At 65.0% G+C, this 15,575-nt stretch carries 13 protein-coding genes and 1 pseudogene; 8 read left to right on the forward strand and 6 right to left on the reverse strand.

Going from position 1 to position 15,575, the window contains the following annotated elements; translation table 11 throughout:
• The first annotated feature begins 10 nt into the window (after window positions 1-10).
• From GGD65_RS06800 to GGD65_RS06825, 6 genes and pseudogenes are all read left to right on the forward strand, one after another.
• On the forward strand, window positions 11-898 hold the full coding sequence (locus GGD65_RS06800; RefSeq protein WP_018322083.1) for an ABC transporter permease: 888 nt from the start codon (window positions 11-13) through the stop codon (window positions 896-898).
• Window positions 899-912: 14 nt separating this feature from the next.
• Window positions 913-2,562 carry an ABC transporter ATP-binding protein gene (locus tag GGD65_RS06805; protein WP_183234970.1) on the forward strand — a complete coding sequence of 550 codons (1,650 nt, stop codon included), beginning with the start codon at window positions 913-915 and terminating at the stop codon, window positions 2,560-2,562.
• Window positions 2,563-2,854: 292 nt separating this feature from the next.
• Complete coding sequence (locus tag GGD65_RS06810; RefSeq protein ID WP_183234718.1) at window positions 2,855-4,360, forward strand: M81 family metallopeptidase; 1,506 nt, start codon at window positions 2,855-2,857, stop codon at window positions 4,358-4,360.
• A 13-nt stretch (window positions 4,361-4,373) separates the two neighbouring features.
• A complete protein-coding gene (locus tag GGD65_RS06815) occupies window positions 4,374-5,537 on the forward strand; it encodes a M20 aminoacylase family protein (RefSeq protein ID WP_183234719.1) in 1,164 nt (387 codons plus the stop codon).
• A 2-nt stretch (window positions 5,538-5,539) separates the two neighbouring features.
• Window positions 5,540-6,961 (forward strand): annotated as a pseudogene (locus GGD65_RS06820) (amidase).
• 304 nt (window positions 6,962-7,265) lie between these two features.
• Entirely contained in the window at window positions 7,266-8,156 is an 891-nt protein-coding gene (locus GGD65_RS06825) for a crotonase/enoyl-CoA hydratase family protein (RefSeq protein WP_183234720.1), read from the forward strand.
• A 143-nt stretch (window positions 8,157-8,299) separates the two neighbouring features.
• Here GGD65_RS06825 and GGD65_RS06830 read toward each other — a convergent pair whose 3' ends face one another.
• From GGD65_RS06830 to GGD65_RS06840, 3 genes are all read right to left on the reverse strand, one after another.
• Complete coding sequence (locus GGD65_RS06830; RefSeq protein WP_183234721.1) at window positions 8,300-9,277, reverse strand: NADPH:quinone oxidoreductase family protein; 978 nt, start codon at window positions 9,275-9,277, stop codon at window positions 8,300-8,302.
• On the reverse strand, window positions 9,277-9,885 hold the full coding sequence (locus tag GGD65_RS06835; RefSeq protein WP_183234722.1) for a 2-hydroxychromene-2-carboxylate isomerase: 609 nt from the start codon (window positions 9,883-9,885) through the stop codon (window positions 9,277-9,279). Before GGD65_RS06835 ends, GGD65_RS06830 begins: the two co-directional genes overlap by 1 nt.
• 133 nt (window positions 9,886-10,018) lie before the next feature.
• Window positions 10,019-10,720, reverse strand: coding sequence for a glutathione binding-like protein (locus GGD65_RS06840; RefSeq protein WP_018322075.1), 702 nt, complete (start codon window positions 10,718-10,720; stop codon window positions 10,019-10,021).
• Window positions 10,721-10,850: 130 nt separating this feature from the next.
• Between GGD65_RS06840 and GGD65_RS06845 the strand changes: the two genes are divergently transcribed.
• Window positions 10,851-11,873: a methionine synthase gene (locus GGD65_RS06845; RefSeq protein WP_092259190.1), complete on the forward strand. Its 1,023-nt coding sequence runs from the start codon at window positions 10,851-10,853 to the stop codon at window positions 11,871-11,873.
• Window positions 11,874-11,898: 25 nt separating this feature from the next.
• Here GGD65_RS06845 and GGD65_RS06850 read toward each other — a convergent pair whose 3' ends face one another.
• The 3 genes from GGD65_RS06850 to GGD65_RS06860 are packed head-to-tail and all read right to left on the reverse strand — an operon-like array spanning window position 11,899 to window position 13,879.
• Complete coding sequence (locus tag GGD65_RS06850) at window positions 11,899-12,561, reverse strand: hypothetical protein (protein WP_183234972.1); 663 nt, start codon at window positions 12,559-12,561, stop codon at window positions 11,899-11,901.
• A gap of 17 nt (window positions 12,562-12,578) precedes the next feature.
• Window positions 12,579-13,106 carry a xanthine phosphoribosyltransferase gene (gene gpt, locus GGD65_RS06855; protein ID WP_018322072.1) on the reverse strand — a complete coding sequence of 176 codons (528 nt, stop codon included), beginning with the start codon at window positions 13,104-13,106 and terminating at the stop codon, window positions 12,579-12,581.
• Window positions 13,107-13,141: 35 nt separating this feature from the next.
• Window positions 13,142-13,879: a molybdopterin-binding protein gene (locus GGD65_RS06860; protein ID WP_018322071.1), complete on the reverse strand. Its 738-nt coding sequence runs from the start codon at window positions 13,877-13,879 to the stop codon at window positions 13,142-13,144.
• 276 nt (window positions 13,880-14,155) lie between these two features.
• Between GGD65_RS06860 and GGD65_RS06865 the strand changes: the two genes are divergently transcribed.
• Window positions 14,156-15,574 carry a circularly permuted type 2 ATP-grasp protein gene (locus GGD65_RS06865; protein ID WP_183234723.1) on the forward strand — a complete coding sequence of 473 codons (1,419 nt, stop codon included), beginning with the start codon at window positions 14,156-14,158 and terminating at the stop codon, window positions 15,572-15,574.
• The last annotated feature ends 1 nt before the right edge of the window (window position 15,575 follow it).

The following is a 15,575-nucleotide window of genomic DNA, read 5'->3' on the forward strand; positions in this document are numbered from 1 at the left end:
CAAGAATAGAATGTCGGTCGATACCCTTCCCCAGTCCTCCATTCCGATCACGTCGCCGCTGCGGCCGCGCTTCGGCTTCCTCACCTCGACGCCGATCATCGCCACGGCGACGGTCCTGCTCGCGCTGATCATCCTGGTCTCGATCCTGGCGCCGCTGATCGCGCCGCATGATCCGATCCAGCTCGCGCCGTCGCAACGGCTCAAGCCGTCGTCCGCGCAATTCCTGCTCGGCACCGATGCCTATGGTCGTGACCTGTTGTCGCGCGTCGTCTATGGCGGCCGCATCTCGCTGCTGATCGGCATCGGCTCGGCGATCCTGTCGATCGTCATCGGCCTTGCGATCGGCCTCGTCTCCGGCTTCTTCAAGCTGGTCGATGCCGTGCTGATGCGGGTCATGGACGGCCTGATGGCGATGCCGAGCATCCTGCTTGCGATCGCCGTGGTGTCACTGTCCGGCGCCAGCCTCTGGACCGTGCTGATCGCGATCACCATCCCCGAGATTCCGCGCGTGGCGCGCCTGGTCCGCTCGGTCGTGCTGTCGGCGCGCGAGGAGCCTTATGTAGAAGCCGCGATCTCGGTTGGCTCGTCGCTGCCCAAGATCATGTGGCGGCATCTGATGCCGAACACGGTGGCGCCGCTGATCGTCCAGGGCACCTATATCTGCGCCAGCGCGATCCTCACCGAGGCCATCCTCTCCTTCCTCGGCGCCGGCATCTCGCCGGAGACGCCGACCTGGGGCAACATCATGGCCGAGGGCCGGCAGTACTTCCAGATCAAGCCATCGCTGATCTTCTGGCCGGGCCTGCTGCTCTCGATCGCCATCCTCAGCATCAATCTGATCGGCGACGCCGCCCGCGACGCACTCGATCCGCGCATGAAGCAGCGGGAAGGCAAGTGATGACCGATCAAGTGATGACCAACACCGTTCTCGACATCAACAACCTCGTCGTCTCCGTCGGCAAGAAGCCGGGCGGGCCAAAGATCATCGACGGCATCTCGATCCAGGTCCGCGAGCGCGAGACGCTGTGCCTCGTCGGGGAAAGCGGCTCGGGCAAGTCGGTGACCTCGCTGACCACGATGGGCCTGCTGCCGAAGGGCACGCTGGTTCCCACCGCCGGCAGCATCAAGCTGGTCGGCGAAGAGCTGCTCACCGCGACCGACCGCCGCCTGCGCCAGCTCCGCGCCACGCAGATGGCGATGATCTTCCAGGAGCCGATGACCGCGCTCAATCCGGTGGTGCCGGTCGGCCGCCAGATCGACGAGGTGCTGCGCGCCCACACCAATCTCGATGCCAAGGCGCGAAAGAAGCGCATCCTCGACATGATGGAGCAGGTCCACCTGCCCCAGGTCGAGCGCATCTTCGCCTCCTACCCGCACCGCCTCTCCGGCGGCCAGCGCCAGCGCATCATGATCGCGATGGCGCTGGTGCTGGAGCCGAAGCTCTTGATCGCGGACGAGCCGACCACCGCGCTCGACGTCACCACGCAGAAGCAGATTTTGTCCCTGATCCGCGAGCTCCAGCGCGATCACGGCACGGCCGTGCTGTTCATCACCCACGACATGGGCGTGGTCGCCGAGATCGCCGACCGCGTCGCCGTGATGCGGCAGGGCCGGCTGGTCGAGACCGGCCCGCTCGAGGCCGTGCTGCGCAATCCGACCATGGAATACACCCGCAATCTGCTCTCCTCGGTGCCGAGCCTGGTGCCGCGGCCGCCGCGCGAGGAGAGCCGCGAGCCGGTCGTGCTCGAGGCCAACGACCTCAGCAAGGTCTACAAGGAGCGTGCCTTCTTCGGCAAAGGCCGCGAGGTCGTCGCCGCCGACAAGGTGACGCTGACGCTGCGCAAGGGCCGCACGCTCGGCATCGTCGGCGAAAGCGGCTCGGGCAAGTCGACCGTGGCGCGCTGCATCGTCCGCCTGATCGATCCGACCTCCGGCGGCGTGCGCCTCGCCGGCCGAGAGATTGCTGGCATCTCGCGCCGCCTGCTGCAACCGCACCGGCAGAAGATCCAGATCGTGTTCCAGGATCCCTACCGCTCGCTCAACCCGCGCGTCACGGTCGGCGAAAGCATTGCAGAGGGCCCGATCAATTACGGCATCGCGCATCCGGATGCGATGAAGCGCGCCCGCGAGCTGCTCGAGCTGGTCGGCCTGCCCGCCGATGCAGTCTCACGCTATCCGCATCAGTTCTCCGGCGGCCAGCGCCAGCGCATCGCCATTGCCCGCGCGCTCGCGCTCGATCCGGACGTGCTGGTCGCTGACGAAGCCGTCTCCGCGCTCGACGTCTCGGTGCAGGCGCAGGTGCTGGAACTCTTCGACGAGATCCAGAAGCGCCTCGGCATCGCGATCCTGTTCATCACCCACGATTTGCGCGTCGCAGCGCAGATCTGCGACGAGGTCGTGGTGATGCAGCGCGGCCGTGTCGTCGAACAAGGCCCGGCCGCCGAGGTGCTGACGCATCCGAAGGAGGCCTACACCAGGGCGCTGCTGGATGCCGCTCCCGGCCGCGACTGGGACTTTGCGAACTTCCGGCCGGTCGCAGAGGGCGTGGGGGCGACGTTGTAATTCCGCTGTCGTCCCTGCGAAAGCAGGGACCCATACCGCGTGATCGGTCGATTGCCGGTGGTGCTCGTCCCGAACGACCGGCCTTCGTCAAACTCCTCCCTGGGGTTATGGGTCCCTGCTTTCGCAGGGACGACAGCGAGAGTCTGGCTGGCAGAGCGGCTCACAACATGCACCGCCTCCGCAGCATTCCCAAAACAGCTTGACCCTATGCGCGGCGCGATGGCCTCTCACCTTGCCCTCTCCTCGGAGCCAAGGCTAACGTCGCGCACCTTCCAATGTTGGACTTGATTTGATGACACGCATCGCCGTCGGCGGCTTCCTGCACGAGACCAATACCTTCGCCCCAACCAAGGCGACCTTCGCCGACTTCCAGCATGGCGGCGGCTGGCCGGCGATGACTGAAGGCGCGGATGTGCTGAAGGTGATGCGGCGCATCAATGTCGGCCTTGCCGGCTTCGTCGACAGCGCCGAAGCGAATGGCTGGGAACTTGTTCCGACGATCGCCTGCGGTGCGAGCCCGTCGGCGCATGTCACCAAGGATGCCTTCGAGCGCATCGTGAAGGTGATGGTCGACGGCATCGCAGCCGCCGGCCCGATCGATGCGGTCTATCTCGATTTGCACGGCGCCATGGTGACCGAGCATCTCGACGACGGCGAAGGCGAGATTCTGGCGCGCGTGCGCCGCGTCATCGGCAAGGACGTTCCGCTGGTCACCAGCCTCGACCTCCATGCCAACGTCACGCCCGAGATGATGGAACATGCCGACGCGTTGATCGCCTACCGCACCTATCCGCATGTCGACATGGCCGAGACCGGCCGCGCCTCCGCGCGGCATCTGGCGCTGCTGCTGAACACGAAGCAGCGCTTTGCCAAATCGTTCCGGCAATTGCCGTTCCTGATCCCGATCAGCTGGCAATGCACCAACGACCAGCCGACCAAAGGCATCTACGAACAGCTCGCCGGGCTGGAGAGCGATGCGGTTCCGACGCTTTCCTTCGCACCCGGATTTCCCGCCGCCGATTTCCGCGATTGCGGGCCGAGCGTGTTCGCCTATGGCAGGACGCAAGCCGATGCCGATCGTGCCGCCGATGCGGTCGTCAAGCTGATCGAAAGCCACGAGGACGATTTCGACGGCAAGATCTGGTCGCCCGATGACGGCGTGCGCCACGCGATGGAACTTTCGAAGAGCGCGAGCAGGCCGATCATCATTGCCGACACCCAGGACAATCCCGGCGCCGGCGGCGATTCCGATACGACGGGCATGCTGCGTGCGCTGGTGCGCAACAGAGCGAGCGCCGCGACCGGCGCGATCTACGATCCGGTCTCGGCCAAGGCCGCGCATGTTGCCGGCGTCGGTGCCACCGTGACTCTGTCGCTCGGCGGCAAGTCCGGCATCCCCGGCGACGAGCCCTATCGTGAGACCTTCGTGGTCGAAAAGCTCTCCGACGGCCGCTTCATCGCGCCCGGCCCTTACTATGGCGGCCGCGAGATGGAGATGGGCCCCTCCGCTTGCTTGCGCATCGGCGACGTCCGCGTCGTCGTCTCCTCGCACAAGGCGCAGCTCGCCGACCAGGCGATGTACCGCTATGTCGGCATCGAGCCGACCGAACAGAAGATTCTGGTCAACAAGAGCTCGGTGCACTTCCGCGCCGATTTCGAGCCGATCGCGGAAAAGCTGATGATCTGCGCCGCACCGGGCGCGATGCCGGCCGACACCGCCACCCTGCCCTGGACGCGCCTGCGTCCGGGCATTCGCATCAAGCCGAACGGCCCCGTTTTCTCGCCTCCCTCACGCTAACTGGACAAAGCCCATGCCCACGATCGACCGCATCGACGGTTACGCCGACGAGCTCACCGCCATCCGCCGCGACCTGCACGCCCATCCCGAGATCGGATTCGAGGAAGTGCGCACCTCCGGCATCGTCGCCGACAAGCTGAAGAGCTGGGGCATCGAGGTGCATCGCGGTCTCGGCGGCACCGGCGTGATCGGCGTGATCAAGGGTAAGGGTTCGGGCAGCAAGCGCATTGGCCTCCGCGCCGACATGGACGCGCTGCCGATGGAAGAGAACACCAATCTGAAATGGAGCTCGAAAATCCCCGGCCGCTTCCACGGCTGCGGCCATGACGGCCACACCACCATGCTGCTCGGCACCGCGCGCTATCTCGCCGAGACCAAGAACTTCGACGGCACCGTGCATTTGATCTTCCAGCCGGCCGAGGAAGGCCTCGGCGGCGCCCGCGCGATGATCAAGGACGGCCTGTTCGAGAAATTCCCCTGCGACGAGCTGTACGGCCTGCACAACGCGCCCGACCTCAACCACGGCGAGATCGCGATCCTGCCCGGCCCGGCGATGGCCAGCGCCGACTTCTTCGACCTGCGGATCACCGGCTATGGCGCGCATGGCGCGATGCCCGAGCGCTCCAAGGACGCGGTGATCATCGCGACCACGCTGGCGCAGGCGATCCAGACCATCGTCAGCCGCAACGTCGAGCCGCTGCAGGCCGCGGTGGTGTCGATCACCCAGATCCACGCGGGCTCCGCCTACAACGTCATTCCCGGCGACGCGCATCTTTGCGGCACCATCCGCACCTTCTCGAAGGAAGTTCGCACCCTGGTCAGCGAACGCATCCGCACCATCTGCGCCGGCATCGCAAGCGCCTATAGTTGCGTGATCGACGTCGACATCCGCGACACCTTTGGCGTGCTGGTCAACCAGGTCGAGCAGTCCAAGGTGGTCGAGGAGGTCGCGCGCACCATCGTCGACCCCGCCAACGTGATCACCCGCGCCCAGCCCAAGATGGGCAGCGAGGATTTCGCCGACATGCTGGAGACGATTCCCGGCGCCTATTTCTGGGTCGGCCATGATGGCAACGTGCCCGTGCACAATCCCGGCTTCGTGCTCGACGACAAGATCCTGCCGATCGGCGCCAGCATGTTCGCCCGCATCATCGAGACCCGTATGCCGGTAGGTTAGCAATGCATAAGAAGAGCCCTGAGGAAGCGGTCACCTCACTGCACGATCTGTCCGGGGTCGATCTGATCGCGGGCTACCGCGCCAAGCAATTCTCGCCGAGCGAGGTGCTGGAGGATTTGCTCGCGCATGTCGCTGCGTGGGAGCCGCATCTGAAGGCGCTCTATGCATTCGATCCCGACGGCGCGCGCGAGGCCGCGAAGGCCTCGACCGCGCGGTGGTCCGGCGGTGAGCCATCCGGCGCGCTCGACGGCGTGCCGGTCACGGTGAAGGACAACATCGCGACCAAGGGCGTACCGGTGCCGCTGGGGGCTGCCAGCGTCAAGCTCGTGCCGGCCGAGAAGGATGCCCCGCCCGCCGCCCGCCTGCGCGAGGCCGGCGCGGTCATCTTCGCCAAGACCACGATGCCCGATTACGGCATGCTGTCGTCCGGACTCTCCAGTTTCCACGCACTCGCGCGCAATCCCTGGGACCTCTCGAAGAATCCTGGCGGCTCCAGCGCGGGCGCAGGCGCGGCTGCTGCGGCCGGCTATGGTCCGCTGCATCTCGGCACCGATATCGGCGGCTCGGTTCGCCTGCCTGCGGGCTGGTGCGGCCTCGTCGGCCTGAAGCCGAGCTTCGGCCGCGTGCCGATCGACCCCACCTATGTCGGGCGCGTCGCCGGCCCCATGACCCGCACGGTCGACGATTGCGCGCTGATGATGAGCGTGATCGCAAAGCCCGACCGGCGCGACGGCATGAGCCTGCCCGCTGAGCCGCTGAACTGGAAGGGAGCAGAGAAGTCTCCGCGCAAACTGCGCATCGGCCTGATGCTCGATCCCGGCTGCGGCCTGGCGCTGGAGAAGCCGGTGCGCGAGGTCGCGGTGAAGGCGGCGAAAGCGTTCGAATCCGCAGGTAGCGTCGTGACCGAGGTCGACGGCATCCTGACGCGCGAGATGCTCGACGGCCTCGACAATTTCTGGCGCGCGCGGATGTGGGATGATCTGGCCAAGCTGACGCCGGCCGAACAGGCCAAGGTGCTGCCCTATATCTTCAAATGGGGCGAGTCCGGCGCGAAGCTGTCTGGCCTCGATGTCATCCGCGGCTTCAATCAGACCATGGCGATCCGGGCTGCGGCGTCAAAGCTGTTCTGCGAGCTCGACTATGTGATCTCGCCGACCGCGCCGAACGTGAACTATCCGGCGGACTGGGCCTCGCCGACCAACGACCCCATGAAACCGTTCGAGCACATCGCCTATACCGTGCCATGGAATATGTAGGAGAACCCTGCCATCTCGATCAACGGCGGCTTCGACGCCAAGGGCTTTCCCATCGGCGTGCAGATCGTCGGCCGCCGCTTCGACGATATCGGCGTGCTCGGCATGGCCAAGGCTTTTGAAGGTTTGCGCGGGCCGCAGAAGCCCTGGCCGAGGCCGCCGGCGAAGTAAGACGTTCTCGTCATTCCGGGAAGCGCGCCCTTTAAGCGCAAGCCCGGAAGTCTTTGGACAGGCAGCATGCGGAGCCTCTTGCTTACCCTCCCTGGAGGGGGAGGGTCGGCTCACGTTGAGCGCAGCGAAATGTGAGACGGGGTGGGGTGACGGTCTCTGCGCGTCCAGCAGTGCCCGAGAAGAGAGATCACCCCACCCCGCTCGCGCTGCGCGCGATCGACCCTCCCCCTCCAGGGGAGGGTAAAGAAAACTCAAGCCCTGTGCCATCTGCGCAGCGAAAGAACAAAGGAAGGAAACCACCACCATGGCGTATGAGACGATCAAATACGAGGTCGCCGAGCAGATCCTCACCATCACGCTGAACCGGCCCGACAAGCTCAACGCCTTCAACGCGCAGATGCAGGCAGAGCTGATCGACGCGTTCGAGGCCGCCGACAAGGACGACAACGTCCGCGCCATCATCGTGACGGGCGCCGGCCGCGGCTTTTGCGCGGGCGCAGATCTGTCGTCGGGCGCCGACACGTTCGACCGCGATGCGCGACGCGGGCCAGTGAAGCGCTTCGCCGACGGCAAGGTCGACTACAGCGATCCGCAGGTGCGCGACGGCGGCGGCCAGGTGACCTTGCGCATTTTCAAGTGCCTGAAGCCCGTCATCGCCGCCGTGAACGGTCCTGCGGTCGGGATCGGCGTCACCATGCAGCTCGCGATGGACATCCGCATTGCCTCGGACGCCGCGCGCTTCGGCTTCGTGTTCTCCCAGCGTGGCATCGTGCCGGAGGCGGCGTCGAGCTGGTTCCTGCCACGCATTGTCGGCATCTCGCAGGCGCTGGAATGGTGCTATTCGGGCCGCGTCTTCCCGGCCCAGGAAGCGCTGGCGGGGCGCCTGGTCAGCAGAGTGGTGCCCCCTGATGATCTCCTCCCCACCGCCCGCGCTCTGGCAAAAGAGTTCGCGGCGAAGACCGCGCCGGTCTCGGTGGCGCTGATCCGGCAGATGATGTGGCGTATGATGGGCGCCGACGATCCCATGGAAGCCCACAAGGTCGACAGCCGCGGCATCTACGCCCGCGGCCGCTCCGACGACGTGAAGGAAGGCGTGGTGTCGTTCCTCGAGAAGCGCCCCGCGCAGTTCAAGAACAAGGTGTCCAGCGACATGCCGGACTATTTCCCGTGGTGGACGGAGCGGGAATACAAGTAGCTTCGTAGCTCTCGTAGGGTGGGCAAAGCGACTTGTCCGCCATAGCTCGAAGAGCGACGGCGGAAGCGTGCCCACGCACTTTTCGCAATCGAGAGAGATGGTGGGCACGGCGCAAGAGCGCCTTTGCCCACCCTACGGCACCGTCACTCCATCATCAGCGCGACACGCCCGATCGCCTTGCGGTCGATCAAGAGCCGCATGGCCTTCGCGTAATCTTCCAGTGGCAGGCGGTGTGAGACGTTAGGGCGCAGCTTGCCCTCCTCCGCCCATTGCAAGAGCGCTTTCAGGCGCACCTCGCCAAGTGCGGGATTCTTTCGTACCGCTTCGCCGGCACGCACGCCGAGCACGCTGGCGCCCTTGATCAGCAGCAGGTTGGTCTTGGCCGAACCGATGCCGCCGGTGAAGCCGATTACGAGGAGCCGCGCGCCCCAGGCGATACAGCGCATCGAGTCTTCGAAAACCTGGCCGCCGACGGGATCGAACACGATGTCCGCGCCGCGACCATCGGTGATGCGCTTGACGGCGTCGCGAAACGGCTCGCGGTCATAGCGGATAAGATGATCGGCGCCGCGCGCCTTGGCGATGGCGAGCTTCTCGTCGCTGGACGCCGTCGCGATCACGGTGGCGCCCAGCATCTTGCCGATCTCGACGGCGGCCAATCCCGTGCCGCCACCGGCGCCATGCACCAGCAGCACCTCTCCCGGCTCGACCCGGCCGCGATCGATCAGCGCGTGATAGGCCGTGCCATGGCCGGCAAGATAGGTCGCAGCCTCGGCGTAGTCGAATGTCGACGGCATCGGGGTGAGCTGCGACGGCGTGACGATGGCCTCGTCGGTGAATGCGCCGTGCCGCATCTTCACGATGACCTTGTCGCCGACGGCAGCGCCCTTCGCCTCCGCACCCACTTCGGTCACGTCGCCGGCAGCTTCCATGCCGGGCGTGAACGGCAGCTCCGGCTTGAGCTGATATTGGCCGGCGGCCATCAGCACATCAGGAAAATTCAGCCCGGCGGCACGGATCGCGACCCGCACTTCGCCCGGGTTCAGGGCGCGCGGCGGAAACTCTTCCAGCCGCAAGGTTTCGGGCGCGCCGAGCGCATGGCAGACGACGGCGCGCACCATCAGGCCGCGCTCGCCTTGCTGCGCTTGAGCGCTTCGCGGATCAGCGGCAGGCGGTCATTGCCGAAATACATGTCGGTCTTGTTGACAAAGATCGTCGGCGAGCCGAAGCCGCCGCGGGCGACGACCTCTTCCGTATTCGCCTTGAGCTGATCCTTGATCCTCTGCTCGGCGATGCCGGCGAAGAATTTTGGCTCGTCGATGCCGACCCGTTTGCAAATCTCCGCGAGCACCGCGTCCTGCGAGATGTCCTTGTCGCCGCCCCAATAGGCCTCGAACACTGCGGTGGCGAACGACACCATGTCCTTACCCAGCCAGATGCATCCGCGCATCGCCTTGACGCTGTTCACCGGAAACACCGTCGGCGGCATCTTGATCGCAAGGCCCGCCGAGCGCGCCCAGTCCTGAAGATCCTTCTTCATGTAGCGCGCCTTCAACGGCACCGGCGTCTCGCGCTGCGCATAGACGCTCGGATTGACCGTATTGAAGATGCCGCCGACCAGGATCGGTCTCCAGACAATCTCGGCGCCGAGTTCCCTGGCGAGCGGCTGGATGTTGTGGAAGGCGAGATAGGTCCAGGGGCTGGAACAGTCGAAGAAGAATTCGATCATGGCGTTTCCTTTGTAACGGACCTCGTCCTGAGGAGGCCGCGTAGCGGCCGTCTCGAAGGATGGCCACGGGTGACAGTCGGGCCTTCATGGTTCGAGACGCGCCTATGGCGCTCCTCACCATGAGGGACAGGCACTACTTCCTTCCCAACACTTCCTTCGCACGCTGGCCGAACATGATCTTGCGTGATTCCTCGTCGAACGGCTCTTTCACGAATTTTCCGATCGCAAGCCCCGCCTGCACCTGCGGCCTGGCGCGGACGTCGGCATACCAGCGTTTGACATTCGGATAGTCGTCGAGCGTAAAGCCCTGCGCCTTGTGGGTCATGGTCCAGGGGAAGCAGGCGATGTCGGCAATGGAATAGTCGCCGGCGACATAGGCGCCGGTCTTCTCCAGCTGCCGGTCGAGCACGCCGTAGAGCCGGGCCGCCTCGTCGCGATAGCGCTCGATCGCATAGGGGATCTTCTCCGCCGCATAGAGCGCAAAATGCCCGTGCTGGCCGAGCATCGGCCCAAGACCGGCCATCTGCCACATCACCCATTGAATTGTAGTGGAACGGCCGCGCAAGTCAGCGGCCAGGAAGCGGCCGGTCTTCTCCGCGAGATAAATCAGAATTGCGCCGGTCTCGAACACCGAGAACGGCCCGCCGCCGTCGGCGGGTGCGTGATCGACGATCGCGGGGATGCGGTTGTTTGGGGAGATCGCCAGAAACTCGGGGCTGAACTGCTCGCCGGCGCGGATGTCGACGGGCTTCACGACATAGGGAAGTCGGAGCTCTTCCAGCATGATCGAGATTTTCCAGCCATTCGGCGTCGGCGCGTAATGGAGATCGATCATGACGTTTCCCTCGGCATCCTTTGGCCTTCCCTGCCGATGCCGCCAGCTAAAATAACGACTTTTGTTGTTCTGTACCTTGACGTTAGGACATGGCAGGAAGGGGCGCAACACAACCCGCCGGAGGGCCGCCATGCTGTTTCCAACCACGATTGCCGGCTCCTTGCCGAAGCCGGAATGGCTTGCCGAACCCAATATGCTCTGGGCGCCCTGGAAGTCGCAGGGCGACGAGTTGCTCCGCGCCAAGCGCGACGCGACGTTGATCTGGCTGAAGATCCAGGAGGACGCCGGAATCGACATCCTCACCGAGGGCGAGCAGGCCCGGCAGCATTTCGTGCACGGTTTTTTGGAGAAGATCGAAGGCATCGATTTCGCGCACAAGGTCGAGATGGGCATCCGCAAGGACCGCTACAAGGCGATGGTGCCGCAGGTGGTCGCCCCGCTTCGGCTCAAGGGGCGCGTCCATGCCTTCGAGGCGCGCGCGGCGCGCACGCACACGAAGAGGAAGCTGAAGTTCACCCTGCCCGGCCCGATGACCATCATCGACACCATTGCCGATCGCTACTATGGCGACCGCGTCAAGATGGCGTTTGCCTTCGCCGAGCTTTTGAATGAGGAGGCCAAGGCATTGCAGGCCGACGGCGTCGATCTCGTGCAGTTCGACGAGCCCGCCTTCAACGTCTACATGGACGAGGTCAACGATTGGGGCATCAAGGCGCTGGAGCGCGCTGCGCAGGGCCTCACCTGCGCCACCGCCGTGCACATCTGCTACGGCTACGGCATCAAGGCCAACACCGACTGGAAGGAAACGTTGGGCAGCCAATGGCGGCAGTATGAGCAGATCTTTCCGGCGATCGACGCCAGCCCGATCCAGCAGGTCGCAATCGAATGCCGCAATTCGAAAGTGCCGCTCGATCTGCTCGCGCTCTTGAAGAACAAGATCGTGCAGGCCGGCGTGATCGACGTTGCCAGCGACACCGTGGAGACCGCAGAGGATGTCGTGAAGGTGATCGACGCGGTGTCGAAATTCGTGCCGAAGAGCAACATCATCGCCACCACCAATTGCGGCATGGCGCCGATGCGGCGCGAGATCGCCGAAGCCAAGCTGATGGCGCTCGGCGCGGGTGCCGCGCTGGCGCGCGAGAAGCTGGGGTGAGGGCCGGGATCCGCAGGCCGCTCTGCTAGTCCAGAGCGGTCGGATGCAGCGCCGGTTGATATCCGGCGCTCAGTGCACGCAGTGTAGACGGGGGCGTCAGCAGCATTGGGCTCTCCAGCTCGTGCTCGGCGCGGGCATAGCCGGCTGGCGACCAAAGCAGCGCCCTTCCCTGCACCACCAGAAAGCTGTCTTCGCCCCGTTGAACCATCGCGCCGTCGGGCAATTCTGCCAGCGGCACCGGCGGCGCGTGCAGGCGCTTGCGGCCATGATCCAGACGCTCCAGGTGCAGCTCGGCGTCCATCGCCTTCGCGCTCACCTTGCTCACGCCATTCCCCACCTCCCACGCCGCGCGAAAGCGGTTGGCATCCTCGCGGCGGCAGAAGAAGCAGGGACGATGGCCCGCGGCAAACGCGGTGGCCTCGTCGAGGAAGAATAGCTCGGTCCAGCTGCGCCGCGCCATCACCGGCCGCCGCCAGCCGCGGAATTCGCACAAGCACGTAATCCACGCCGGCGACGACCAGCGCTTGTTCAGCAGCGTCTTCGTTGCGGGATCATGGATGATGCCGCGATTGCCGGTGAACAAGCCGCGACGCGGGGTGGCGATAATGTCGCCGGTCGGTGTGACACGGTTTTGGAGAGGGCGAGTAGCGAATGGCGAATTGCGAGTGGAGGGGCTGCCATTCGCCATTCGCCATTCGCCTTTGATCACGCCGCGCCGTCGCGCAGCGGCGGGTGGTAGGACAGCGCGGTGTCCCAGGGGAAGAAGATCCAGGTGTCCTGCGAAACTTCCGTGATGAAGGTGTCGACGAGCGGGCGCCCCTTCGGCTTGGCATAGACGGTAGCGAAATGTGCGTCGGGCAACATCTCGCGCACCAGCTTGCCGGTCTTGCCGGTGTCGACGAGATCGTCGACGATCAACAGCCCCTTGCCGGTGCCACCACCAAGCTTCATGGCCTGTTCCGAAATACCCTTGAGGACCTGGAGGTCGCCCTGCTTGTCGTGGTCGTAGCTGGCGACGCAGACCGTATCGATGATGCGCACGCCAAGCTCGCGCGCCACGATGGCGGCCGGCACCAGGCCGCCGCGGGTGATCGCGATGACGGCGTGGAACGGGCCGACTTCGTTGAGCCGCCAGGTGAGCGCCCGGCAGTCGCGGTGGAACTGGTCCCACGAGACCGGGAAGGCCTTGCCCGCCCGCTCCTGCGCACTCAGTTCCGGTGCTTCACCAGCCATTGTCGTCTCCTGCTTCGCCTGCCGGCAATTCTCTGCTAACGGGTGATGTTCAATCCTGCCAGCATTTCCTTCACCGCGGCCATTGCTGCCGCGAGCTTGTCCGCATCGCGCGAGCGCACCACGAGGTTCGTATTCGGCTTTTGCTCCTCGTCCATGAAGGGGTAGCTGCCGATGATGGTGTCGGGATGGGCGGTGGCGATCGCGCGTAAGGGGCTGCCGATGTCGCCCTCCCGCGCATTGGCGCGGACCGATTCGGAGAGCATGCGCACGCCCGATTTCAGCTTGGGCGAGACGATGTCCATCATCGCCTGCATGATCGAGGGCACGCCGGCCATCACGATGACATTGCCGATCTTGAAGCCGGGCGCGAGGATGGTGGCGCTCTGGATCAGCTCGGCACCGTCGGGGATGCGGGCCATCCGCAAGCGAGCCTCGTTGAGGTCCTGCTCGCTCCAGCGCTCCTTGAAACGGGCGACCACCTCCGGATGGTGGTCGATGCCGACTCCGAACGCCTTAGCGACGCTGTCGGCGGTGATGTCGTCATGGGTCGGCCCGATGCCGCCTGTGGTGAAGACGTAGGTGTAGCGATGCCGCAGTGCATCCAAGGCAGCGATGATGTCGGGCTCGTCATCGGAGACGACCCGAACCTCCTTCAGGTCGATGCCGATATTGGTCAGGTATTCGGCGATGAAGCCGATATTCTTGTCCTTGGTCCGGCCGGACAGGATTTCGTCCCCAATGACCAGAATGCCCGCCGTGACGATCTCGCTCATAACTTAAGTCCCTCACCTGTGGCGCCGACTTTGCCGAGGTAACGCGTTGAAGTCACGCGGTTTTGCTGTCGAAATAAGCAGTCCTCAGCCATTTTTTCAGGCAAGCCGCCGGCCATCCCCGACAAATGCTGCCAGTCCCTGCTTATCGCGCTGGCCCGGCCCTTGCTACCACATGAAAGTCATGCACTCTTGCCGCATGGTCAGGACGTTGCGGCTTCACCAGGGCCTGGCGACCTGTCCATTGGCGCAACGCCTTGCGGAGAACAGTCGGCATCTATGGCAGTCGCGTTTGATGAAATGAATATTCCCGGCGGGGACCTTCGCCCCGCCTATCAGGAGCTGGCGCGCTGGCTCAAGGAGACTCCTCCCGAGGCGCTCGAATATCGCCGCCAGGAGGCCGAGCTCCTGTTCCGCCGCATCGGCATCACCTTCGCGGTCTATGGCGAGGCCGAGTCCACCGAGCGCCTGATCCCCTTCGACGTGATCCCGCGGATCATGTCGGGCAAGGAATGGGCACTGCTGGAGAAGGGCCTGAAGCAGCGCGTGCGCGCGCTCAACATGTTCCTGCGCGACATCTATCACGGCCGCGACGTCCTGCGCGCCGAGATCGTGCCCGACGATCTGATCTTCCAGAACCCGGTCTTCCGGCCCGAGATGAACGGCCAGCAGGTGCCGCACGACGTCTACGTGCACATCGCCGGCATCGACATCGTCCGGGTCGATGCCAACGACTTCATCGTGCTCGAGGACAATGCGCGCACGCCCTCCGGCGTGTCCTACATGCTGGAAAACCGCGAGATCATGATGCGGTTGTTTCCGGATCTGTTCGCCCGCCACAAGGTGGCGCCGGTCGAGCGCTATCCGGACGAGCTGCTCTCGGCGCTCCGCTCCGTCGCGCCGCTGAGCGCCTCGGGCGAGCCGACCGTCGCCCTGCTCACCCCCGGCGTCTACAACTCGGCCTATTACGAGCACTCCTTCCTCGCCGACAAGCTCGGCATCGAGCTGGTCGAGGGCCGCGATCTCATCGTCAAGAACAACGAAGTGTTCATGCGGACGACCGAAGGCGTGAAGCGGGTCGACGTAATCTATCGCCGCGTCGACGACGACTTCCTCGATCCGCTCACCTTCCGTCCCGATTCCGTGCTCGGCGTGCCCGGGCTGATGTCGGCCTATGCGGCCGGCAACATCACGCTCGCCAACGCCGTCGGCACCGGGATTGCCGACGACAAGGCAATCTACTCCTACATGCCGGATATCGTGAAATTCTATCTCGGCGAGGAGCCGATCCTGAAGAACGTGCCGACCTGGCGCTGCCGCGAGCCGAAGGATCTCGCCTATGTGCTGGACAATCTGAGCGAGCTCGTCGTCAAGGAAGTGCACGGCTCCGGCGGCTACGGCATGCTGATCGGGCCCGCCGCGACGAAGGCCACGATCGAAGCGTTCCGCGAGAAGCTCAAGCGCGAGCCCGAAGGCTTCATCGCCCAGCCGACGCTCGCGCTCTCGACCTGCCCGACTTGCACCGCAACCGGCCTCGCCCCGCGCCATGTCGATTTGCGGCCCTTCGTGCTCACCGGCAGCAAAAGCACCACTATCGTGCCGGGCGGCCTGACACGCGTCGCGCTGAAGGAAGGCTCCCTGGTGGTGAATTCGAGCCAGGGCGGCGGCACCAAAGACACCTGGATCCTGGACGAGTAGT

The sequence above is a fragment of the Bradyrhizobium sp. CIR18 genome (genome assembly GCF_014198295.1).
Taxonomy (GTDB): Bacteria; Pseudomonadota; Alphaproteobacteria; order Rhizobiales; family Xanthobacteraceae; genus Bradyrhizobium.